Raw genomic sequence first — 20,542 nt, 5'->3', positions numbered from 1 at the left:
AGGAGTGTTCCGAAATACAAAGTGTGAATGCGGGCACCAAAATCCGACGGGAACGGTGCTGTGCGAATCGTGCGGCAAGCCGCAAGGCGACAGCGAGGCCGATGCCGGCATCCCGCTCGAAATGCGTTACGACGGCGTCGCCCGCCGTTCACAGAAGAGCAATCCGGGAATGATCGACCGGATCTGGAACTTTTTTTCTTCGGTTAAAATCGCCGTTTGGCTGATTATCATTACGCTGATCGGAGCTTCGCTCGGGACGATTTTTCCGCAGGAGGACTCATTTCTTAATATCGATCCGTCGACTTATTATGCGGACAATTACGGCCCATTAGGCGCCCTCTATTATGCGCTCGGTTTATCCCATACTTACAATTCGTGGTGGTTTATCGGGCTGCTCGTCATGATCGGAACGTCGCTGGTCGTATGCAGCCTCGACCGCGTGCTGCCGCTCTATAACGCGCTTCAAAAGCAGCAGATCCGCAAGCATCCCCGCTTCATCCTGCGGCAAAAAACGGTTTACCAAGGTCCGGTGGAAGGGGATGCGGATGCATGGGTCGAAGCATTCGCGGCCCAGCTGCGCAGCAAAAGATACCGCGTTTATACCGAAGGCGACGCACTGCTGGCGGAGAAATACCGCTTCAGCCGCTGGGGTCCGTACATCAACCATATCGGTCTTATCGTGTTTCTGCTCGCGGTGCTGGCGCGCGCGATTCCGGGGTGGCAGATGGACAGTTACGTCACCATTCCGGAAGGGGATACGGTAAGAATCACCGGTACGAACTATTATGTCAAAAATGAAAAGTTTACGGTGCAATTTTACAGCGAGAATGAGCTGCCGACAGAGCTCAAAGGACAAGCCCGCGCGAAGCTGTACCGGACCGAGGCGGTATTGTACAGCTGCACGTCGGCCTGCGGCGGTACAACCCGCGAGCCCGAGCTGAAGGAAGTGGCTCGGCACAATATCGAGGTGAACAGCCCGCTCGAATATAAAGGGCTCAAGCTGTTCCAGTTCGATTACGACAATACGCCGGTGCTGAAAGCGGTCAAGCCCGTGCTCGTGGACAAAAAAAGCGGGAAAGCCTACGGCCCGTTCGAATTGCCGATGCACAATCCGCCGCTTGAGTACAGGATCGGCCCTTATTCGCTTACGCTTAAACAAAATTTCATGGAGTTTGCCATCGGCGAAGACGGAGCGCCGATTACGAAGTCGCGCGATCCGAAAGCGCCGGCGTTTGTGTTTGTCATTCAAGGTCCGGGCCTTGCCGCAGGCGGCGAGCCTTATATTTATTTCCCGCTGCAGAAGGATAAGGCGGCGTTCAGCCAGGATCAGATCAACAAGGCGATTGCGGACCGGTTTGAAATTAAAGTGGAAGGGATGGACCGCGTTTCGTTTACGGAGTACACCACCTTTTTGAACGCGCGGGTAGACAAGGCAATGCCTTACATATGGACGGGGCTTGGAATATCGATGCTCGGTCTCATTATGGGCGCTTATTGGCAGCATCGGCGCATCTGGCTGCGGATCGACGGAGGCAGCGTTGCGCTCGGCGCCCACACGAACAAAAACTGGTATGGCCTGCGTGCCGAAACTTCCGCCGCTTTAGCCAAGGTCGGCATCGACGTCAAGCCGGAGTCGCTTGATAACGGGGGGAATCATACGTGAATTTGATCGATTTCAGCAGCTATGCGTTTATTTTCGCCTTTTTTTTGTACTGCTTCGCGTTTCTGTTTTATGTTGTGGCTATAGCAGGGAAAAAATGGAACAACCGCAATGCTGCCGACCATGAGCGGCGCTGGGGACGGATTGCGTTTGCAACTGCCGGGGCCGGTCTGGGCGGTCATTTGCTGTTTTTCTTTACGCGCTGGGCGGGGGGCGGCCATATTCCGACCAGCAACATGTATGAGTTTATGACGTTTCTGGGCATGGCGATCATGGTAGCTTTTATCATTATTTATTTGCTCTACCGCAAACCGATCTTGGGCATGTTCGCGCTGCCGCTCGTTATTATTATCGTGGCATACGCTTCCGTATTCCCCCAGGAGGTGCAGCCGCTCATTCCGCCGCTTCAGTCGATTTGGCTCAAGATCCACGTCACGACGGCCGCTGCCGGCGAGGCGTTTCTGGCGGTCGGCTTCGCGGCGGGACTTATCTATTTGCTGCGGACGATCGACTACGGCTCCGCGTCGAAACAAGCGCGGCGCGAGCAGTTTTGGGCGGAGTTTGCGCTGTTTATGATCGTGGTGGCGTGCGGATTCATTATAACCGTGTTCGTGTTCCGCGGCTTCGGGTATGAAGCCGTTTTTACCCGGGAGCAGGTGCCCGTTGCCGACAGCGGCCAGCAGCAAAGCGATACGAGCCAAGTCAAATACGCCATGCCTCCCATCGTGAAGCCTTACAACAGCACTGAGGTTGCAATGGAGCCCTTTCTGGGCATGAAGCGGCCGCTGTTTGAAGCGCCGTCCTGGATGCACGGCGTAGGTGCCGCCCGCAAGCTCAACACGGTCATTTGGTCCTTTATTAGCGGAGGCATTCTGTACGGGCTGTTGCGCCTTTTGCTGCGCCGCAAGCTTGGTGCGGCCATTCATCCGTTGACGAAGGATATCGATCCGCAAGATCTCGACGAAATCAGCTACCGGGCGATTGCGATCGGATTCCCGATCTTTACGCTGGGTGCTTTGATTTTTGCTATGATATGGGCCAATATCGCCTGGTCGCGCTTTTGGGGCTGGGATCCGAAGGAAGTGTGGGCGCTGATCACGTGGCTTTATTACAGCGCCTACCTGCATTTGCGCCTCTCCAAAGGCTGGCATGGCAAAGCGTCCGCTTGGCTTGCGGTAATCGGTTTTGTTATTATTATGTTTACATTGATCGGCGTCAATCTTGTCATTGCCGGACTTCATTCTTATGCCGGTGTTTAGCGCCTGAAAGGAGAAAGTAATGAACGACTTTATTCACCGGATTCTTGTTGTCGACGATGAAGAACGGATCCGGAGACTGCTCAAAATGTATCTGGAAAAAGAAGGGTATCAAATTGAGGAGGCGGAAGACGGGGAGACCGCGCTGCAGCTTGCTTCGGGACGCGATTACGATTTGATCCTGCTCGACGTCATGCTCCCGGGCATCGACGGTATCGAAGTGTGCAGCCGGCTCCGCCAAATTAAAGCGACCCCGGTTCTGATGCTGACCGCCAAGGGCGAGGAGATGAACCGCGTGCAAGGCTTCGAGGTCGGAGCGGACGACTATGTGGTCAAGCCGTTCAGCCCGCGGGAAATTATCTATCGGGTAAAAGCGATTTTGCGCCGCTCGTCCGCAACCGCGTTTTTGTCCAAAGAAGTGAGCCCGAGCAACAATATCGTGTTTCCGCACCTCGTCATTGAGCACGATGCCCACCGCGTAACGGCAAGCGGGCATGAAATCAGTTTAACGCCGAAGGAGTACGAGCTGCTGCATTATCTGGCCACATCGCCCGATAAAGTTTTTTCGCGCGAAGAGCTGCTGAAGGATGTGTGGAACTACGAGTTTTTCGGAGATCTGCGCACGGTTGACACGCATGTGAAACGGCTTCGCGAGAAGCTGAACAAAGTATCGTCCGAGGCCGCTTCCATGATTACGACCGTCTGGGGCGTCGGCTATAAGCTGGAAGTGCCCAAGTAAGCGATGAAAATGAGCTGGCTCTGGAGAAGCGTCGTCGGCAAGCTGTGGATTACGATTATGCTGCTCGTGGCGGTCGTGCTGATCATTTTGGGCATGTTTTTGCTGCAATATATCGACATCGCCTTTAGCGAGCCGTACCGGGTCAAAGTGCTGTTCGTTTATATCGGCATCATCGGCTTTTTGCTGTCGACGCTGTTTGCCTTTTTTCTGTCCACGAAAATTACGCAGCCTTTGCTGCATTTGAAGAAGGCGGCCGACATGATCTCGCAGGGGCAGTACCGGGCGAAAGTCCCGATCCGCTCAAGCGATGAAATCGGCGATCTGGCGCGGACGTTTAACCGTATGGGAGCCGAGCTCGACAGTATGATCACGGACCTCAATCATGAAAAAGAACAGCTCTCCAGCATTCTCCGCTCAATGGCCGACTCCGTCGTCACTTTCGATGCGGAAGGCAAGGTCATCCTGGCGAACCCGCAGGGCGAGCAGCTGATTGAGAAGTGGAAGAGGATCGACTGGAACGGGGAAGAGGCTTCCGCAGCGCCCGGAACGGCGCCGGAGCCGCTGCTCGAGCTGCTCGGGACAGTGACGCGCGAGGGCAGGGATTTAAGCGAAAAAATTCACGTGCAAAACGCGGTTTGGTCCGTCGTCATGGCGCCGTTAAAGTCAATGGGAACGGTCCGCGGCGCCGTTGCCGTCATGCGCAATGTGACGGAAGAGTTCAAGGTCGAGAAGCTCAGGCGGGATTTTGTCGCGAACGTGTCGCATGAAATCCGCACGCCGCTTTCGATGCTGCAAGGCTACAGCGAAGCGCTGCTGGACGATATCGCCGCCTCGCCGGAAGAGCGGCGCGAGCTGGTGCAGGTCATTCACGACGAATCGCTCCGGATGGGAAGGCTGGTCAAAGACCTGCTCGATCTCGCCCGGATGGAAGCAGGGCATGTGGAGCTTGAATTTCACGCCGTGAACCTGGACGAGCTGCTGCGGCGCGGCGTCCGCAAGTTCCAGGTCTACGCGAGAGAGAGGGGTATCCGGCTTGCCTATGAGCCGGAAGGCGAACTGGTTATACTCGCCCAGGCCGAGGAGGACAGGCTGGAGCAGGTGATGACGAATCTGCTGGACAATGCGCTGCGTCATAGTACGGAAGGATCCGCCATCACGGTAACGTGCCGCCCCACAACGGTGAACGGCGCGGCGTTTGCCGAGGTGGCCGTCAAGGACGAAGGGCAGGGTATACCGGCCGAAGATTTGCCGTACGTATTCGAACGGTTCTATAAGGCGGACAAGGCGCGCAAACGCGGCGCATCCGGCGGGACCGGACTCGGTCTTGCCATCGTCAAAAATATCGTAGAGGCGCATCATGGCCGCATTGAAGCGGAAAGCACGCTCGGTGTCGGCACGACGTTCACGCTGCTGCTCCCAATCGAAGACGAACGCCTGCTGTCTTAACGCCCGGTTTGCCGGGCGTTTTTTGTTAATTAGGAAATTTTGCGAATTCTAAGAAGTGTGGATAGAGCGCATTGCTGGCAGCGATGGGGTCGCAGATTCAGCCGTCGCACCTCGAGAGGGAATTGCGCTCCTCGACCTTCGAGAGCTAACGGCTCGCAAAGACCTTATTGGGCTCAAAATGCCCTTTTGCAAAATGTAGCGGTTGTGAGAGACCTTATTTGATGGTTTCCGCCTAAAAAGGGCTATTCTTGCAGCCAATAGCTGCGCTCATCTCCGTTAGAATTTCAAAGGGGTCATTTTCATCAAATTAGCGGCAATGGCAGCCGTTAGGAAATAACCAGACATCCATCGAATCCTCAGCCGGAACGAATCGAACCGGGTTTAGTCGAACTGGGCCTAAAACATGCGGAATCGCTGATCTCCGCTTTACGTCGAAATAAATCGGGGAGGGATGAGAGCTTCGAGAAGCAGGAGACATGAAAAAGCGTTGTGTTGTGAAGCTACAACTGGAGATTCCTGAAGCAGTAAAGAAGGCAATTCGATGCGAACAACAAATGAAATTTTTTTATTTCGGTCTATTCCGCTGAATACATACTCTGGGACGTTTAATCGCCCTCTGCTCGGGCATTCTCCGAACCCGCAGAAAGGAAAGACACCGATGATTCTCGAATTTTTGTACAGTCAAAATGAACGGATTAGGGGTGAGCCAATAGACCATTATCGTTATCCGATCGGGCATTTCGAACCGATCGACAGTCCGACTGCAGAGCAACGAAGCAGATGTATTGAGGAAATTAAAGAAATACCAAGCATTCTCCGTCTGGCGGTACAAAACTTAACGATGGAGCAGCTGCTTACACCCTATCGTCCCGGCGGCTGGACAGTGCTGCAGGTCGTCCACCATATGGCAGATAACGATATGAATGCCTATATTCGGTTCAAGAGAGGACTGACTGAGGATAGCCCGCTTGCCGGGTCTTACCGGGAAGATTTGTGGGCCGAACGGAGTGATTACAGGACACCTGTTGAAACTTCGCTGGTTCTCCTGGAATCGCTCCACATTCGGTTTGCGGATTTACTTCGTTCCTTACACTCCTCAGACTTCAAAAGGACATTCACGAGCCTCACTCACGGCGTAATGAGTCTTAATGTTGCAACCCAAAGATATGCCTGGCACGGCCGGCATCATATCGCGCAAATCGTTTCTCTTAAAGAACGGATGGGATGGTAATCAAGATCATGTATCTGTGCAAAAGAGAAGCCGTATCAGAAAGATGGAATCTCATGAGGCACGTTCATAAGTAGAAGTGTAGAAGCGATCCATACAAGCGAATCTTAAGCGGACCTAAGCGGACCTCACCGCCGTTAATTAACGAAAAATGACCATTTCTCAAAAGGAATCGGACTCCAGGAGCCTGTCGATTAACTGTTCATAACTTCGAAAATCTGCGGGAGACCACAAAATGTATGCGAAAAATCATACATAATGAGCGGGACACACACCGAATCAGTCGATTCTATTCGAAAGTTCATATACAAAACGTGACTTGAACCCTGATTCTGTATATGTATCCGAAAAATCATATACATTCTCTGCATGTGTCCGTTCACTCTCCAGAACCGTTATGGGGCAGATAAACTGGCCAAATACGGTCAAGCGATGAATATGTGCCCCTCGGTTCGGTTGCATAATAAATTCGCGTCATTTCCATGAAATAGCGAATTCTCTGTCCGTAAGCCATTTAACAAGCGGGTATTCCGGCGTTTCCTTCCCAGACGCATTTCCATTTGTGCGAGCTCCCAGCGTGCGGTGAAGCGTAGCATAACTATAAACATGACTTGAGTCTCACGTCGCGTGATCCTATACAATCATCATTGTCTTCAGCGATGTCAATATCAATACGAGGAGGATGACGATGACGGAATTTTATCCGATGCCAATGTTTGTCAAACTGCAGGTAAGGGATCTGGATCACGCTGTAAAATGGTACAAGGAAGCATGGGACTTTGAAGCGGTGTTTCAAATGACGGGAATGGCTCATTTGCGGGGAGCGAAGTATCATGATTTAATGCTGGTGGCCGCTAACGAAATAAATGAAGCAAAAGGTTTGGGTATCGTTGTCAATTTCGCGGCGGAAGACGTTGACGCCATTGCCATGAAGGCGCTGAGCGCGGGGGCGGACATTATTGAACAACCAGTAATCCGTCCTTGGAATGCAAAAGAATTTGTCGTGCGCGATCCGGACGGCTACATGCTTACCTTTTCGCAACTCGTTGACCGGCAAAAAAAATTTGACGAGGTAATCGAAGCGATTCGATGACAATTGCCGCCGGGCAAGTATTGGTCCAACAGCGCAAAAAAGACGCCGTTCGTCTGATGAACGGCGTCTTTGTCGTATACCGGCTATCCGGCGTTAGCTCAAAATAATTTCTTTCGCTTTGTTCAGATCCGGCAGCTCCAGCATCTCCGACAGCAGCTCCTTTGGCACGCCTTTGTCTACGGACAGCACCATAATGGCTGCGCCGCCTTCGATTTGACGTCCGACCTGCATCGTCGCAATGTTGACTTCCTTGGATCCGAACAGCGTTCCGATCCGTCCGATGATGCCCGGCTTGTCGTTGTGCGAGATGAGCACGAGATGGCCGACCGGAGGTACGTCCACCGTGAAGCGGTCGATCTGGACGATACGCGGACCGTATCCTGTCAGCAGCGTTCCGGCGACAAGGCGCGTTTCGTTTTTCGCCCGCAGCGAGACGGTGATCAGGTTGGTGAAGTCTTTGGCCGTCTGTGACTGACTCGTTACGATATTAACGCCGCGCTCTTTGGCCAGATGCAGGGAGTTGATAATGTTAACCTGATCCGCTCCGAGATGGTGACCGAAGATGCCTTTGGCAATATAACGCGTGAGCGGCTGCGTGTCGACTTCAGCCAGCTCGCCGGAGAAGCTGATGTTGATTTCTTCCACGGCACCGTTCAAAAGCTGAGTGATAAAGGAACCCAGCTTCTCGCCGAGCTCGAAGTAAGGCTGCAGCTTCGTCATGACGTTTGCCGGAATCGGCGGCATATTGACCGCATTCTGGAACGGCTCGTTGCGCAAAATGTGAAGCACCTGCTCCGACACATCGATTGCAACGTTTTCCTGGGCTTCCACAGTAGAGGCGCCGAGGTGAGGCGTTACGATGATTTTCGGATTGGACAGGAAAGGATGATCCGGTGCCGGCGGCTCCGATTCGAATACGTCGAATGCGGCTCCGGCCACGATTCCTTCATTGACCGCCTGTACAAGCGCCTGCTCGTCGATAATTCCGCCGCGCGCGCAGTTTACGATGCGCATTCCTTTCTTCATGACGGCAAATTGATCCGGTCCAATCATATGGCGGGTTTCAGGCGTCAGCGGCGTATGCACGGTCATGAAATCGGCATTCCGTACGATCTCATCGACAGACGCAAGCTTAATACCGAGCTTGGCCGCTTTTTCTTCCGTAAGAAACGGATCATAGCCCAAAATTTCCATTCCGAAAGCTTTGGCGCGCTTGGCCACTTCGCTGCCGATACGGCCCATGCCGAGAACGCCCAGCACCTTGTTGCGAAGCTCGACGCCGAGGAAAGACTTGCGGTCCCATGTTCCTCCAACCGTCTTCGCGTAAGCTTGCGGGATGTGGCGGGCGAGCGCCATCATCATCGCAAACGTATGCTCGCACGTGGTGATCGTATTGCCGTCCGGCGCATTGATTACAATAATGCCGCGCTGGGTGGCTGCCTGCAAGTCGATGTTGTCAACGCCGACGCCGGCCCGGCCGACGACTTTGAGCGATTTGGCGGCTTCCATAATACGGGCCGTCACACGGGTTTGGCTGCGTACGAGAAGCGCGTCGTATTCACCGATAATGGCGACCAGCTCGTCCTCGCTTAGTCCGGTTTTTTTATCCACTGCGACGTCTGGTGCATCCATAAGCTGCTGGATTCCCATGTCGCTGATCGGATCGGACACTAACACTTTAAACATAGTTGATTTGCCTCCTAGTGATAGTTGGATATGAGAAGCAAAAAACCCCGTTCCCGGCACCATCGTGCAATGGGAGACGAGAGTTCCTTAACTGACAACAACGGTATTAAGCGTTAAACATTGTGCTGAAATCGATAGGTACTTGCGCCGTTGGCAGGCGCGAAAAGGTGTAACTGGCCGTTCCTAACTTAACGTTCTCTATTCTATAGCAAGGCAAGGTCACATTGCAATGTCAAAACTTGATGAAATGTGAAATTTTCGTTATGATTCAAGCATTGCTTTAAGTAGGGGGAGACTGGAAATGGAACGTTGGAAATCCGTTTTTGCGGAAAATTTGCTCTCTCAGCTTTCGGCCGGCGAAATTACAGCCGACCAAATCATCGACGTCAGAGAAGCTGAAGAATGGGACTATTACCATCTCGAAGGAACGAAGCTGATACCGATGAATACGGTTCCGCATTGCCTTGGAGACCTTGATGACAATAAATCGCTATATATTATTTGCGCACACGGCGTCCGCAGCGAAGCGGTATGCCGTTATTTAAGCGGGCAAGGCTACGACAAGCTGTATAATGTCGAAGGCGGTATGGCCGCCGTAGCCCATCTGCAAGGATTTCAATACGATTAAGAACGAAAGCGGCGAAGGTGAACGGCCGCGCCTCCCGTCAGTTGACGACGGGAATGAAAAACGGCAGCTGCGGCAACGTTTCGTTTGCATAAAGCTTCGCTTTACCGGCAAGGAAATCGCCGCTGCGGACGGCATCGGTGCCGATCAGCAGGCTGGCTGCGGCGTTCATGGACTGCATTTTCAGCTTGCCCGCTTCGCCCGAACGGACGAGCTGGTCGATCCGGCTGGTCAAATCATGCGGCATATAGGTTGTCCACTTGCCCCGGTTCAAAAGCAGCTCGGCGATCAGCTTGTTTTTGACGGTGAGCGGCAGGCTTTTCCACTTGGACAGCTCCAGGACGGCCGGCTGTTTATAATCGCCCGGAATTTTCGGGTCGACGGACGAGCCCCATTTTTCCATTGCGGCATAAAAGTCGCGCTGGGCGAGCAGCGCCAGACGTTTCGCTTCGGCTACGTCGGAATCGGCTTCGATGCTTTTCAATAACGATGACTGACCGGCGGATTTCCGCAAGTTGTCGGCAGCCTCCGCGATAAGCGACAAGCTGCGGCTGTATTCCGAGCGCGCTTGCACCAGAAGCGGCGATGCGGCGGAAACTTGGGCGGCCTCCGTTTCCAACCCTTTGCGGCGGGCCAATTGTCCGAGTTCCTTCAGCACCGAGGAAGAGGAAGCGAGCTGTCCGGATTCCAGCTTGTCAAGCGAGTCTATCCATACGCTCTGAAATTCACGGAACGGCAAATATACGGTATGATAAAAAGAGACCAAATCCTGCTGCTGATACGCGAACGGCTTGGCGGGGGAAGCGGCTCCGAGCGGGTTCATTTCGGCCCGGTTTTCGACTTTGGCGGTACCGACTTGAACGCCGAAAAAGAATGCGGCGACAACACAAACGAGCATAAACAGAAATCCGAGTGTGAACAGCATTTCGTAGCGGGTCAAACGTTTCTGCATAAGAATCTCCTTCTTTGGGACGAAGTATGTCATTTTGATGTGGCCTAAGATTAGGTCAGAAGATGTAAAAAGGGAATCCAAACCTTTATTGACAGGCGGGAAACTATGAAAAAATTCGACCTCCGCAACATCCGTGTGCGCAAAGTGTCCGTTGACGAGATCAACGACCGGATGCTGCTTATCAATTTATATGCGACGCAGGCTATCACTTTAATTATCGGTTTGATCTGGATTTTTTTACAGCGCCGCAATCCGGTCTCGATAGTAAAGTTTCCCGTTGATTTTACCTTTCTTGTCTGGGGATTGGGACTTTCAGTTCTTGTCATTGCCGTCGACCTTCTTATATCGCGCTGGGTGCCGGAGGAAGCGACGGATGACGGAGGCGTAAACGAACGGATTTTCCGCAAACGCCCGCTGTGGCATATATTGGTATTGTCCTTCATCGTGTCCGTTTGCGAAGAAATTTTGTTTCGCGGCGCCATTCAGCATGCGTTCGGCCCATACTGGACGAGCATCCTGTTTGCTGCAATTCATGTCCGTTACCTTAAACATTGGATTCCGACCGGATTGGTGTTTTCGATCAGTTACGGACTCGGCTTCATCTATATTCATACCGGAACGCTTTGGGCGCCGATTGCCGCGCATTTTGTGGTGGACAGTGTGATGGGACTTATTATCCGCTACCGGAGGGACAAAGTGACAAATGAGTAGAATGGAAAAGTTCGGATCGCGGGCTGCAGGCCGCAAGGCGCAGTCAAAGGAGCCCAGGCGAGCCCAAGATGACGAGGAAAGGCTGCCGCCCAGAAGACAAAAACATCCTTCCAGCCGCCAGAAATTTTCCAAATGGTTTTATAATTCGTTATTTATATTATTCGTTCTGTTGGTCGCGGCTCTTCTGATGTGGGGAAGGAACGCTTTTCCGCAAGAAAAACAAGTGCAGCCTGCAATCGGGCAGGAAGGGGTAAAATAACTTGATCTTTGCCTGGACTGCCGCGGTCTTCATCGTGCTCGCGCTGATCGTCCTGTCAGCGTACATGGTGTTCGAATCATACCGAAACCGGTTGCAGGAGGAAGAGATTTCCTTCGAGCGGCTGCCTCCCGCATTTGACGGTTTCCGCATTTTTTTTATTTCCGATATTCACCGCCGAAAGCTCCATCCGTCATTAATCGCCATGGTGCAGCAGGCGGGAGGCGCCGATCTCGTGCTCATTGGCGGAGATGTGAGGGAAAAGGGAGTGCCGCTGGAGCGCGTGCGCCATAACGTCCGGCGTCTGGCTGCTATTGCGCCCGTATATATGGTGTACGGCAATCATGATTATGACGACAACATTAAGCCGCTGCAAAAACTGCTGCAGCAGGAAAGCGTGCGGACGCTTAAAAATGAATCGGTCTTTCTTTCCCGCGGCAGGGAGCGGATCCGGCTTGCCGGCGTGGACGATCCGTTTACCGAGCGCGACAGCTTGAAGACGGCGCTGGCGGACCGCCGGGCATCCGGCGTTTTTACACTGCTCGCCGCGCATGACCCGATTATTGCCGACCGGCTTAACGGGGCGGATGTCGATCTCGTGTTGAGCGGCCATACGCATGGCGGCCAGATGGTGCTGCCGTTATACGGCCCGGTTATCCGTCCGGGCAGCGTTCGCACCTACTGCAAAGGATGGTTTTCGCTGGAAAATAAAGGCGGGACATCCGCTCTTGCAGAAACAACAACCGGACCGCGGCCGGTCCGGCTGTTTGTCAGCTGCGGCTACGGCACGTCGAAAGCGCCGATCCGGCTGGGCGTACCGCCCGAAACGCATCTGTTCACGCTAAGGCGCAACCTATTATGATAGCGATCCTTTCACATCAATCGTGGCGGGATCGATAAACCCGTAGCCTTTCGCTTCCAGCTTCGTAAGCAGTTCATCCAGCGCGTCCGCCGTCCACGGCAGCTCGTGCATCAAAATGTTGGCGCCCGGATGAAGCTGGTCGAGCACGTTTCGGATGACCGCATCGGGCTTGTTTTTGCTTTCTTCAGTCCAGTCCAATGAGCCGTCCGACCAAGTCATGAACAGCATGCCTTCTTTTTTGACGATCGCTTTGACCGTGTCCCCGCCCGCTCCGAACGGAGGTCGGAAAAACTGCGGGCTGCGGCCGGTAGTCTGCTTCACGATCTGCTGAACGCCCGAAATCTGTTTTTGTACCTCTTGTTCGGTCTCTTTTTTCAAATCGATATGATCCCACGAATGGTTCCCGATCGTTTGCCCGCGCTCGTCTATGAGTGTGAGCAGATCGGGATTTTGTTTGACACGGTAACCGTTAACGAAAAAAATCGCTTTGGCATTATGTTTATCGAGCGCATCCAGAATCTTGGTCAGCTCTTCCTTCTGCTTTGGACCGTCGTCGAAAGTAAGCAGGACGACTTTGCTCGGTGCTTCGTCGTTAATCGGCTTGAACCGGTAGGAAGGCGTCATTTTGTAAAGCAGCTTTTTTTCAGCAGCCGCGCCGGCGCCGGATGCGCCTTTGCCTGTGCCGGATGTGCCTTTGTCTGCGCCGGATGTGCCTGTCGCTGTCGTGGCTTGCGCGCCTTTCGTGCCGGACGAGCCCGACGTGACTGTCGAACTTGTCGAACCTGTCTTGCCGGCCGAACCGTTACTTGCCTCTTCTTGTTGTTGTCCCGATCCGGCATTGCCGCTTTGTTCATGATTCTGCTCTTGTCCGGGGCCGTCCCCTGCGTTTCCGGTTGCGGCAGGGCTCGATTCGTTTGCCGCGCTTTCACCGGAGCCGCCCTGTGCCGCCGATGTTGGTCCGGACCCGTTTCCGGATCCGGAAGAACATGCTCCGGCGGATACAGCCATCGATAAAGCGACAAGCAGTGGGGCGGTCTTCTTCCAATTCCATCTCATGGATGCAGTCAACCTCCAAGTAGGTAAATCACCGTCCGTAACGGTGCAATTGTCGTATCATCTTACCATATTACACAATAGCTTGTTTGCATAAACGAAAAAGGGTCCGCTTTGCGGAATGACATGCGGATACGGGGGGCAAACTACGCAGGAAGACGATAATTAGATAAGGAGGAAGCCGTTCATGAAATTTGGCGGATTTTTATTGGGTACATTATGCGGAGCGGCCGCAGTGTTTTATGTGGCGAGCAGAAAGCCGGGAATGACCGCTCTTGCAGGTGCGGCAGCGGGAAAAATGTGGACGAACATGGGTAAAGGAATGATGCTGGGCGTGTCCACCCGCGGAGTAAGCGGGAAAACGGCCGGCAAGCCGGACACGGCAGCCGCAGCTTCCGACCATAAAGAAGCGTGGTCGAGCATCGAATCGATCGTCAGCAGCGATCCCGAAGTGAAAAGGGAAACGGAAAAAATATTGGCCGAATCCGGAAGCGGCAGCCGTTCGGCGCACTAAACAATGATCTCGACCGCAATGAAACTTTTCCATGAATAATTCGTATAAAGAATCGTAAGTCCTACCCGGTGAAGTTCCGGCGGACAGCGGTTCTTTTTTTTTCGCTCGTAGTGCAATCCGGGGACAGACATGGTAACATAGTTATATAGCACGATTTTGGCACCTATCGGAAATTGTATCATACGCTGTTATATCCGATGCTGCAGAGGAGGATCCTGTCATGAAGATCGAACGGCTGGGGCAAGACAAAATACGGATATTTCTGACGTTCGACGACCTGCTGGAACGAGGGATCCAGAAGGATGATATGTGGCGCGAAATTCCGAAAGTGCATGAATTGTTCAGCGAGATGATGGACCAGGCTTACAGTGAACTCGGATTCGACGTCAACGGTCCCTTGGCCGTGGAGGTGTTCGCGCTTCCCGCACAGGGCATGGTAGTGATTGTAACCCGCGGCAAGATGAACGGACACGTCGAGGAAGGCCAAGCCGTCGAGGACGATGACGGCGAAGAAGAACTGTATGAAATGGAAGTCACATTGGAGCAGAGCGATAACATTATGTATCTGTTTCGAGATTTCGAAGACGTTATCTCCGTCGCCAGACAGCTCCATTCATCCCGATTAACCGAGGACGGCAGACTGTACTCCTATAACGGGAAATATATTCTGACCTTCGAATCGGCATTAGTGGAACAGCCGCAGCAGAACGCCCTGATCGCACTGCTCGCGGAATATGGGGAAGCGACTTCAGTCACGTATGCGATGCTGGAGGAATATGGGAAAGTCATTATGCCTTCCGGCGCCGTCAAGCAGATTTGTACTCATTTCAAACCATAATGCACCCTCATATAAGAGAGCATCTGCGCGAGGATCGAATTCTTACGCAGCATGCTCTTCTTTTGTGCGCCCGCATAGCAGGTTCGCGACGTGTCTATACTGATACAACATTGATGTAAGGCGGTGGGCTTACGTGTCCGAGATACAGAATCAGAATGTCCTGACTTCGACACAGATCGTGATTGAACAAGCGCTTCGCAAGCTGGGTTACGGCGATGACATGGTGGATCTGCTCAAGGAGCCGATCCGTTTGTTGACCGTTAAAATCCCGGTGAAGATGGATAACGGCAAAACCCGGATATTTACCGGATACCGCGCCCAGCATAACGATGCCGTTGGGCCGACGAAAGGAGGGGTCCGGTTTCATCCTGCCGTCAACGAAGACGAGGTGAAAGCATTATCCATCTGGATGAGCCTTAAGTGCGGCATTGCCGATCTTCCGTACGGCGGCGGCAAAGGCGGGGTCATTTGCGACCCCCGCAGCATGTCCTTTGGCGAGCTGGAGCGGCTCAGCCGCGGTTATGTCCGGTCCGTCAGCCAAATCGTCGGACCGACGAAAGATATTCCGGCGCCGGACGTCATGACCAACGCTCAAATTATGGCATGGATGATGGACGAATACAGCCGCATTCGCGAATTCGACTCGCCCGGTTTTATTACCGGCAAGCCGCTTGTGCTGGGGGGCTCCAGGGGCAGAGAAAGCGCAACGGCGCGAGGTGTCACGATTATGATCGAGCAGGCTTTGATGAGCAAAGGGATCGCACTGAAGGGAGCACGCATCGCGATTCAAGGCTTCGGCAATGCCGGCAGCTACCTGGCAAAATTCATGCATGAGGCCGGCGCACGCGTAATCGCTATTTCGGATGTGCATGGAGCGTTGTATAATGAAGAAGGACTGGATATTCCGGATCTTGTGGACCGGCGCGATTCCTTCGGAATGATCACGAACCTTTTCAAAGATACGATTACGAATGAAGAACTGCTCGAGCTTGATTGCGACGTGCTTGTTCCTGCGGCCATCGAAGACCAGATTACGGAAGTGAACGCCGGACGCATCCGTGCCCGGATCATTGTGGAGGCGGCCAACGGCCCGACGACGCTGGAAGGCACCCGCATCGTGACCGAGCGGGGCATTCTGCTTATTCCCGATGTGCTCGCCAGCGCGGGCGGCGTCATCGTCTCCTATTTTGAATGGGTGCAAAATAACCAGGGCTATTACTGGACGGAAGAAGAAGTGGACGATAAACTGCAACGGATGATGCTGCGCGGCTTTAAAGACGTCCACGACCTTCATCTGTCCCGCGGCGTCGATATGAGGCTGGCCGCTTATATGGTTGGCGTGCGCAAGATGGCGGAAGCGGTTCGTTACAGAGGCTGGGTTTGAACGAACCTGCAATTTAATTGCGGAAATTAACAGTTGAACCTAACGAAGGAGGTGAGAACGATATGCTGTTGTTTTCCGTTCTTGCTGCGGCGGTGGCACCCGGCGTTTCGCTGCTCACCTATTTATATTTGAAAGACCGCTACGATACGGAACCGATTCATATGGTCATCCGGATGTTTCTGCTCGGGGTATTGATCGTGCTGCCCATTATGGTGATCCAGCGGGGGCTCGAGCTGTGGTGGGGCAGCAGCCATCCGTTCGTATTTTCATTCGCTCTGTCCGCAGGTGTGGAGGAGCTGGTCAAATGGTTTTTGCTTTACCACATTATTTTCAACCACACCGAATTCGACGAGCCTTACGACGGAATCGTGTATGCCGCTTCCGTCTCGCTCGGATTTGCGACGCTGGAAAACGTGCTGTATGCGGTGTTTTCACCTTCGACCTTCGGAACGCTGCTTGTAAGGGCGCTGCTGCCGGTAACGGGCCATGCGCTGTTCGCGATCTCGATGGGATACTATTTTGGCAAAGCCAAATTTGCCCTCGGCACCCGCCGCAAAGTATTCTTGGCCGTTTCGATTGCGCTGCCTATTTTGTGGCACGGCATTTACGACTGGATTATGGTTTCGGAAATTAAGGAATGGGTGTGGGTATTAATCCCTTTCATGGCGTTTCTTTGGGCGTGGGGCCTGAGCAAAATCAGAAGGGCCAACGCACGCTCCCCGTTCCGGATTGTCGGTCGTGAAGAAGAGGTTAAATTGTAATGCTCTCGTTCATAATAATAAAGAATTAACTCGACATCGAAAGGGAGCTCACATGGTTGAAAACAGGGTGAAGGTGAAAATCCGCTGCAACGTTTGCGGCGAGAAATTCGTTCTGCGCGGCAAGCGGGATCACGGCAAGGTAGACACCGGCTTCAAGATGTGCTTATGCAATAACGTGAACGATTTCGAAATCGAAGAACTTCCCATGTGAAAGCTGCGCTTATCCCGCGCGGCTTTTCTTTTTTCTCACCGATTATCCGGCGTCTGATGTATAAAGCTTCCTTTCGCAAAGCAAACTAACACCAGCTTATGGACAAGAAAGGAGCTTATACGTTATGTACCAAAGACTGAGCGCCGTGCTTTTCCCGATTATGAGTTTGCTGTTTATCGGCTCCATCTATTGGGGGTATCAGGAACATCAAGAAAAAAATTCAGTGCTGCTCAAAGCGGAAAATCAATATCAGCGGGCGTTTCACGATTTGTCATACCATATGGACCAGCTGCACCATCAGCTCGGCAATACGCTGGCGGTCAACTCCGCCTCGCAGTCGTTTCACCGCAAAGGGCTGGTCAATGTTTGGCGTTTGACGAGCGAAGCCCAAAATGAAATCAATCAACTGCCGCTGACGCTGCTGCCCTTCAACAAGACGGAAGACTTTTTATCGCACATTTCAAACTTCGCCTATAAAACGTCCGTTCGCGATTTGACCAAACAGCCGCTTACCGACAAGGAATACGCCACGATGAAAACGTTGTACGCCAAATCGGGCGAGCTGACGAAAGATCTGCAGGCAATGCAGGACAAGGTGCTGGCCAAAAACTTGCGCTGGATGGATGTGGAGAGCGCGATTGCCACGGAGAAGTCGGCCGAGGACAATACGATTATCGACGGATTCAAGACGGTGGACAAAAAGGTAAGCGAATATCCGGAAATCAATTGGGGTCCTTCCGTCGCCAGCATGTATCAGAAGCGTACCTTCAAATCGCTGTCGGGCAAAAAGGTGTCGGCTCAGGAAATTGCGTCCCGTGCGGCTAAATTTCTGGATCTGCCGTCGACGAAAGGAATACGTGTCGTCGAGAACGGCAAAGGAACGGAGTACGCCTCTTATTCCGCAATTGTAGCCGAGCCGAAATCGGGTAAAAACATCAGTCTGGATTTTACCCAACAGGGCGGAGAGCTGCTTTGGTACATCCATCCGCGGGATATTAGCGCCAAAACGATGGGTCTAAAAGAAGCGCGGAAGCATGCGGATCAATTTTTGACCAACCACGGCTATGAAGGAATGACGCCCGTCAGTTACGACGAATACGGAAACGAAGGCGTGTTCACCTACGTTTCAACCCAAAACGGGATCCTCATTTACCCTGAAATGATTACGGTTAAGGTTGCGCTCGACAACGGCCAAGTGGTCGGGCTGCAGGCAGGGGACTATGTTTACGAGCACCGCGCCCGCAAGCTCAAGAAACCGGCTTTGACGGAAAGCGCGGCGCGCAAAGCGCTGAATCCCGATCTGAAAAGCGCCGAGGGGCATTTGGCCCTCATTAAAAACGATATCGGTCAGGAAACGCTTTGTTACGAATTTGCGGGAAAAATAAACGGTGCTTACTACCGAATCTATATCAATGCCGATACGGGAGCCGAAGAAGCGATCGAGGAAATGCCCGGAATGACGCCGATATCGACATAACATTAGGAAACGGCCTCCGCAGAACGGGGGCCGTTTTGCTTGCTCCGAAGAAGCGGGCTTTTCCGCCGCCCGCTTTCGCTAAAAACCATCATGAGGCGCATACTTATGCGACCGCAGGGAAAACTACCCATCGACATCGTTTGTTGAAAGGCGGTATTGGCGTCCATGGCAAATCAAAGAAAAAGCCGGTGGCATGACGCGGCGGATAAATGGCTGCGCCTCATTGCGATCGCGCTGCTCGTTCTCCTTGTACTTTCTCAAATCGGGCTGCGCAGCGATTCTTTCCGTCACTGGGTGACGGAAGTCGAAAGGCTCGAAGGAACGCCGATCCGCTGACCTTTTTTGCATCTCTTAATGGGTTGTGGTATACTAATTAGGCAGGCAGAGCCTGCTTTTTTATTGAGTATACCGTCATTTGGCGGCTGCATCAGTCTGTAATGCTTGGAGGAAACGAACGTTGAGTATTCATCGGGATGGCGCAGACGAGCGCATTAACATTGCGATCGACGGACCTGCCGGAGCAGGCAAGAGCACCGTTGCCCGCACCGTTGCCGCGCAGCTCGGTTATGTTTATATCGACACGGGCGCCATGTACCGGGCCGTTACGCTCAGCGCCCGGCGTGCCGGGATTGATCCGCTCGATACGGCTGCTCTGGCGGCTCATGCGTCGGGTCTGACGATAACGCTTGCGCCGGGCAAGGAAGGGCAGCTCGTTTATTTAAACGGGGAGGACGTAACGGCCGAGATCCGTTCCCGCGACGTCAACCTGCATGTGTCCCAGGTTGCCGCCAGCGAAAAGGTGCGTTCGCTGCTTGTCGCCAAACAGCAGGAACTTGCGAAGGATAAAGGTGTCGTCATGGATGGGCGCGACATCGGTTCTTGCGTATTGCCGGGCGCCGAACTGAAAGTTTTTTTGACGGCATCCGTGAAGGAGCGGGCGCAGCGGCGCTTTATTGAAGCGGGCAGCGCGCTGGGCGTTACTCTTGAGCAGCTGGAGAAGGAAATTGCAGAACGTGACAGAATGGACGAGCAGCGGGAATTTTCTCCCTTGAAGATCGCTCCCGATGCCATTCTGCTCGATAGTACGTCGATGTCGATTAATGAAGTGGCCGACGCTATTGTTTCCTTGAGCCGTACTAAATTGGCGGAGGCGAAGTAAATGGTTTACCGTATTTGCCGAAGGCTTCTTTTGGTTATATACGGAATTTTGTTCCGCCTGGAAGCAAAAGGGCTGGAAAACGTTCCATCCGAAGGTCCGGTTATTTTGGCATCGAACCACTTGAGCAATTTCGACCCGCCGACAGTAGGTATCAAAGTGCCGCGCAAAGTGCACTATATGGCGAAGGCCGAGCTGTTCGACGTTCCTCTGTTGGGAACGCTTATCCGCAATTTAGGTGCGTTTCCGGTTAAACGGGGCGGCGTCAGCAAAGATTCGATCCGCGGCGCGATTGCGCTGCTCAAGGACGGCGGCGTGATGGGGATTTTCCCGGAAGGGACGCGCAACAGCAAGTCCGAATCGGGAAAGAAAGGCGCGGCGATGATTGCGCTCCGCAGCGGAGCGACGGTTATACCGGTGAAAGTGACCGGGACATACAAGCTTTTTCGCAAAATGCGTGTTACTTACGGCAAGCCTGTCGATCTTACAGCCTTTATCGACCATCCTTCATCCTATACGCTGGAGCAGGTTACAGCCGAAATTATGAGCGCGATCCGCAAGCTTTCATAAACGCGGCGGACGGGCGCCGACAAGTTTTACGTTTTAAATCCCTTATTCCTGTTTCAACGGTGCA

Annotated in this window: 22 protein-coding genes; 19 read left to right on the top strand and 3 right to left on the bottom strand. The window is 53.1% G+C overall.

Annotation, left to right across the window (positions count from 1 at the left end; translation table 11 throughout):
• Nucleotides 1-4: 4 nt before the first annotated feature.
• The 6 genes from resB (at nucleotide 5) to VN24_RS24930 (ending at nucleotide 7,422) form a co-directional block, all read left to right on the top strand.
• Nucleotides 5-1,663 (top strand): cytochrome c biogenesis protein ResB, encoded by a 1,659-nt coding sequence (resB, locus tag VN24_RS24955; RefSeq protein WP_045672633.1) that lies wholly within the window; start codon nucleotides 5-7, stop codon nucleotides 1,661-1,663.
• On the top strand, nucleotides 1,660-2,919 hold the full coding sequence (ccsA, locus tag VN24_RS24950) for a cytochrome c biogenesis protein CcsA (RefSeq protein ID WP_045672632.1): 1,260 nt from the start codon (nucleotides 1,660-1,662) through the stop codon (nucleotides 2,917-2,919). The genes resB and ccsA overlap by 4 nt, the downstream gene beginning before the upstream one ends.
• A 19-nt stretch (nucleotides 2,920-2,938) precedes the next feature.
• Nucleotides 2,939-3,655: a response regulator transcription factor gene (locus tag VN24_RS24945; RefSeq protein WP_045672631.1), complete on the top strand. Its 717-nt coding sequence runs from the start codon at nucleotides 2,939-2,941 to the stop codon at nucleotides 3,653-3,655.
• Between the two features lie 3 nt (nucleotides 3,656-3,658).
• On the top strand, nucleotides 3,659-5,101 hold the full coding sequence (locus tag VN24_RS24940) for an ATP-binding protein (RefSeq protein ID WP_045672630.1): 1,443 nt from the start codon (nucleotides 3,659-3,661) through the stop codon (nucleotides 5,099-5,101).
• A 658-nt stretch (nucleotides 5,102-5,759) separates the two neighbouring features.
• A complete protein-coding gene (locus VN24_RS24935; RefSeq protein ID WP_082084125.1) occupies nucleotides 5,760-6,332 on the top strand; it encodes a YfiT family bacillithiol transferase in 573 nt (190 codons plus the stop codon).
• A 685-nt stretch (nucleotides 6,333-7,017) separates the two neighbouring features.
• Nucleotides 7,018-7,422 carry a VOC family protein gene (locus tag VN24_RS24930; protein WP_045672629.1) on the top strand — a complete coding sequence of 135 codons (405 nt, stop codon included), beginning with the start codon at nucleotides 7,018-7,020 and terminating at the stop codon, nucleotides 7,420-7,422.
• 93 nt (nucleotides 7,423-7,515) lie between these two features.
• Here VN24_RS24930 and serA read toward each other — a convergent pair whose 3' ends face one another.
• Entirely contained in the window at nucleotides 7,516-9,108 is a 1,593-nt protein-coding gene (gene serA, locus VN24_RS24925; protein WP_045672628.1) for a phosphoglycerate dehydrogenase, read from the bottom strand.
• Between the two features lie 301 nt (nucleotides 9,109-9,409).
• Between serA and VN24_RS24920 the strand changes: the two genes are divergently transcribed.
• Nucleotides 9,410-9,736, top strand: coding sequence for a rhodanese-like domain-containing protein (locus VN24_RS24920; RefSeq protein WP_045672627.1), 327 nt, complete (start codon nucleotides 9,410-9,412; stop codon nucleotides 9,734-9,736).
• A gap of 37 nt (nucleotides 9,737-9,773) precedes the next feature.
• Here VN24_RS24920 and VN24_RS24915 read toward each other — a convergent pair whose 3' ends face one another.
• Nucleotides 9,774-10,685, bottom strand: coding sequence for a hypothetical protein (locus VN24_RS24915; RefSeq protein WP_045672626.1), 912 nt, complete (start codon nucleotides 10,683-10,685; stop codon nucleotides 9,774-9,776).
• A gap of 105 nt (nucleotides 10,686-10,790) precedes the next feature.
• Here VN24_RS24915 and VN24_RS24910 point away from each other — a divergent pair, with 105 nt between their 5' ends.
• Genes VN24_RS24910 through VN24_RS24900 form a run of 3 tightly spaced genes read left to right on the top strand, consistent with a single transcriptional unit; the run spans nucleotide 10,791 to nucleotide 12,514 of the window.
• Nucleotides 10,791-11,396 (top strand): CPBP family intramembrane glutamic endopeptidase, encoded by a 606-nt coding sequence (locus VN24_RS24910; protein ID WP_045672625.1) that lies wholly within the window; start codon nucleotides 10,791-10,793, stop codon nucleotides 11,394-11,396.
• Nucleotides 11,389-11,655, top strand: a complete 267-nt coding sequence (locus VN24_RS24905; RefSeq protein ID WP_045672624.1) for a hypothetical protein — start codon at nucleotides 11,389-11,391, stop codon at nucleotides 11,653-11,655. The genes VN24_RS24910 and VN24_RS24905 overlap by 8 nt, the downstream gene beginning before the upstream one ends.
• 1 nt (nucleotide 11,656) lies before the next feature.
• The gene (locus VN24_RS24900; protein ID WP_052703142.1) at nucleotides 11,657-12,514 is read left to right on the top strand and encodes a metallophosphoesterase; all 858 of its coding nucleotides are present in this window, start codon (nucleotides 11,657-11,659) and stop codon (nucleotides 12,512-12,514) included.
• Here VN24_RS24900 and VN24_RS27180 read toward each other — a convergent pair.
• On the bottom strand, nucleotides 12,509-13,570 hold the full coding sequence (locus VN24_RS27180) for a polysaccharide deacetylase family protein (RefSeq protein WP_238590771.1): 1,062 nt from the start codon (nucleotides 13,568-13,570) through the stop codon (nucleotides 12,509-12,511). The two genes, VN24_RS24900 and VN24_RS27180, sit on opposite strands and share 6 nt — an antisense overlap.
• Nucleotides 13,571-13,754: 184 nt before the next feature.
• On the opposite strand from VN24_RS27180, the gene VN24_RS24890 reads away from it, so the two are divergent.
• The 9 genes from VN24_RS24890 to VN24_RS24855 all read left to right on the top strand — a co-directional run bounded on the left by VN24_RS24890 (nucleotide 13,755) and on the right by VN24_RS24855 (nucleotide 20,478).
• The gene (locus VN24_RS24890; protein ID WP_045672623.1) at nucleotides 13,755-14,081 is read left to right on the top strand and encodes a hypothetical protein; all 327 of its coding nucleotides are present in this window, start codon (nucleotides 13,755-13,757) and stop codon (nucleotides 14,079-14,081) included.
• Nucleotides 14,082-14,301: 220 nt separating this feature from the next.
• A complete protein-coding gene (locus tag VN24_RS24880) occupies nucleotides 14,302-14,919 on the top strand; it encodes a genetic competence negative regulator (RefSeq protein WP_045672621.1) in 618 nt (205 codons plus the stop codon).
• A 133-nt stretch (nucleotides 14,920-15,052) separates the two neighbouring features.
• Entirely contained in the window at nucleotides 15,053-16,303 is a 1,251-nt protein-coding gene (locus tag VN24_RS24875; RefSeq protein ID WP_045672620.1) for a Glu/Leu/Phe/Val family dehydrogenase, read from the top strand.
• Between the two features lie 62 nt (nucleotides 16,304-16,365).
• Entirely contained in the window at nucleotides 16,366-17,064 is a 699-nt protein-coding gene (gene prsW, locus VN24_RS24870) for a glutamic-type intramembrane protease PrsW (RefSeq protein ID WP_045672619.1), read from the top strand.
• A 52-nt stretch (nucleotides 17,065-17,116) separates the two neighbouring features.
• Nucleotides 17,117-17,275 (top strand): hypothetical protein, encoded by a 159-nt coding sequence (locus VN24_RS27875; protein ID WP_169751054.1) that lies wholly within the window; start codon nucleotides 17,117-17,119, stop codon nucleotides 17,273-17,275.
• A 124-nt stretch (nucleotides 17,276-17,399) separates the two neighbouring features.
• Nucleotides 17,400-18,752 carry a germination protein YpeB gene (ypeB, locus tag VN24_RS24865; protein ID WP_045672618.1) on the top strand — a complete coding sequence of 451 codons (1,353 nt, stop codon included), beginning with the start codon at nucleotides 17,400-17,402 and terminating at the stop codon, nucleotides 18,750-18,752.
• A gap of 165 nt (nucleotides 18,753-18,917) precedes the next feature.
• Nucleotides 18,918-19,088, top strand: a complete 171-nt coding sequence (locus tag VN24_RS27765) for a hypothetical protein (protein WP_158453709.1) — start codon at nucleotides 18,918-18,920, stop codon at nucleotides 19,086-19,088.
• Between the two features lie 121 nt (nucleotides 19,089-19,209).
• Nucleotides 19,210-19,911 carry a (d)CMP kinase gene (gene cmk, locus VN24_RS24860; protein WP_045672617.1) on the top strand — a complete coding sequence of 234 codons (702 nt, stop codon included), beginning with the start codon at nucleotides 19,210-19,212 and terminating at the stop codon, nucleotides 19,909-19,911.
• Nucleotides 19,912-20,478: a lysophospholipid acyltransferase family protein gene (locus VN24_RS24855; protein WP_045672616.1), complete on the top strand. Its 567-nt coding sequence runs from the start codon at nucleotides 19,912-19,914 to the stop codon at nucleotides 20,476-20,478.
• Nucleotides 20,479-20,542 lie beyond the last annotated feature (64 nt).

The organism is Paenibacillus beijingensis (genome assembly GCF_000961095.1).
Classification (GTDB): Bacteria; Bacillota; Bacilli; order Paenibacillales; family Paenibacillaceae; genus Paenibacillus_O; species Paenibacillus_O beijingensis.
Note: the sequence above shows the minus strand (reverse complement) of the source record. Positions and strands in the feature narration are given on the sequence as shown.

Excerpts from the sequence above, each read along its gene's own strand:
- VN24_RS24945 (WP_045672631.1), top strand. The coding sequence starts at position 2,939 with ATGAACGACTTTATTCACCGGATTCTTGTTGTCGACGATGAAGAACGG.
- VN24_RS24940 (WP_045672630.1), top strand. The coding sequence starts at position 3,659 with ATGAAAATGAGCTGGCTCTGGAGAAGCGTCGTCGGCAAGCTGTGGATT.
- VN24_RS24935 (WP_082084125.1), top strand. The coding sequence starts at position 5,760 with ATGATTCTCGAATTTTTGTACAGTCAAAATGAACGGATTAGGGGTGAG.
- VN24_RS24930 (WP_045672629.1), top strand. The coding sequence starts at position 7,018 with ATGACGGAATTTTATCCGATGCCAATGTTTGTCAAACTGCAGGTAAGG.
- serA (WP_045672628.1), bottom strand. The coding sequence starts at position 9,108 with ATGTTTAAAGTGTTAGTGTCCGATCCGATCAGCGACATGGGAATCCAG.
- VN24_RS24920 (WP_045672627.1), top strand. The coding sequence starts at position 9,410 with ATGGAACGTTGGAAATCCGTTTTTGCGGAAAATTTGCTCTCTCAGCTT.
- VN24_RS24915 (WP_045672626.1), bottom strand. The coding sequence starts at position 10,685 with ATGCAGAAACGTTTGACCCGCTACGAAATGCTGTTCACACTCGGATTT.
- VN24_RS24910 (WP_045672625.1), top strand. The coding sequence starts at position 10,791 with ATGAAAAAATTCGACCTCCGCAACATCCGTGTGCGCAAAGTGTCCGTT.
- VN24_RS24905 (WP_045672624.1), top strand. The coding sequence starts at position 11,389 with ATGAGTAGAATGGAAAAGTTCGGATCGCGGGCTGCAGGCCGCAAGGCG.
- VN24_RS27180 (WP_238590771.1), bottom strand. The coding sequence starts at position 13,570 with ATGAGATGGAATTGGAAGAAGACCGCCCCACTGCTTGTCGCTTTATCG.
- VN24_RS24890 (WP_045672623.1), top strand. The coding sequence starts at position 13,755 with ATGAAATTTGGCGGATTTTTATTGGGTACATTATGCGGAGCGGCCGCA.
- VN24_RS24880 (WP_045672621.1), top strand. The coding sequence starts at position 14,302 with ATGAAGATCGAACGGCTGGGGCAAGACAAAATACGGATATTTCTGACG.
- prsW (WP_045672619.1), top strand. The coding sequence starts at position 16,366 with ATGCTGTTGTTTTCCGTTCTTGCTGCGGCGGTGGCACCCGGCGTTTCG.
- VN24_RS27875 (WP_169751054.1), top strand. The coding sequence starts at position 17,117 with ATGGTTGAAAACAGGGTGAAGGTGAAAATCCGCTGCAACGTTTGCGGC.
- ypeB (WP_045672618.1), top strand. The coding sequence starts at position 17,400 with ATGTACCAAAGACTGAGCGCCGTGCTTTTCCCGATTATGAGTTTGCTG.
- VN24_RS27765 (WP_158453709.1), top strand. The coding sequence starts at position 18,918 with ATGGCAAATCAAAGAAAAAGCCGGTGGCATGACGCGGCGGATAAATGG.
- VN24_RS24855 (WP_045672616.1), top strand. The coding sequence starts at position 19,912 with ATGGTTTACCGTATTTGCCGAAGGCTTCTTTTGGTTATATACGGAATT.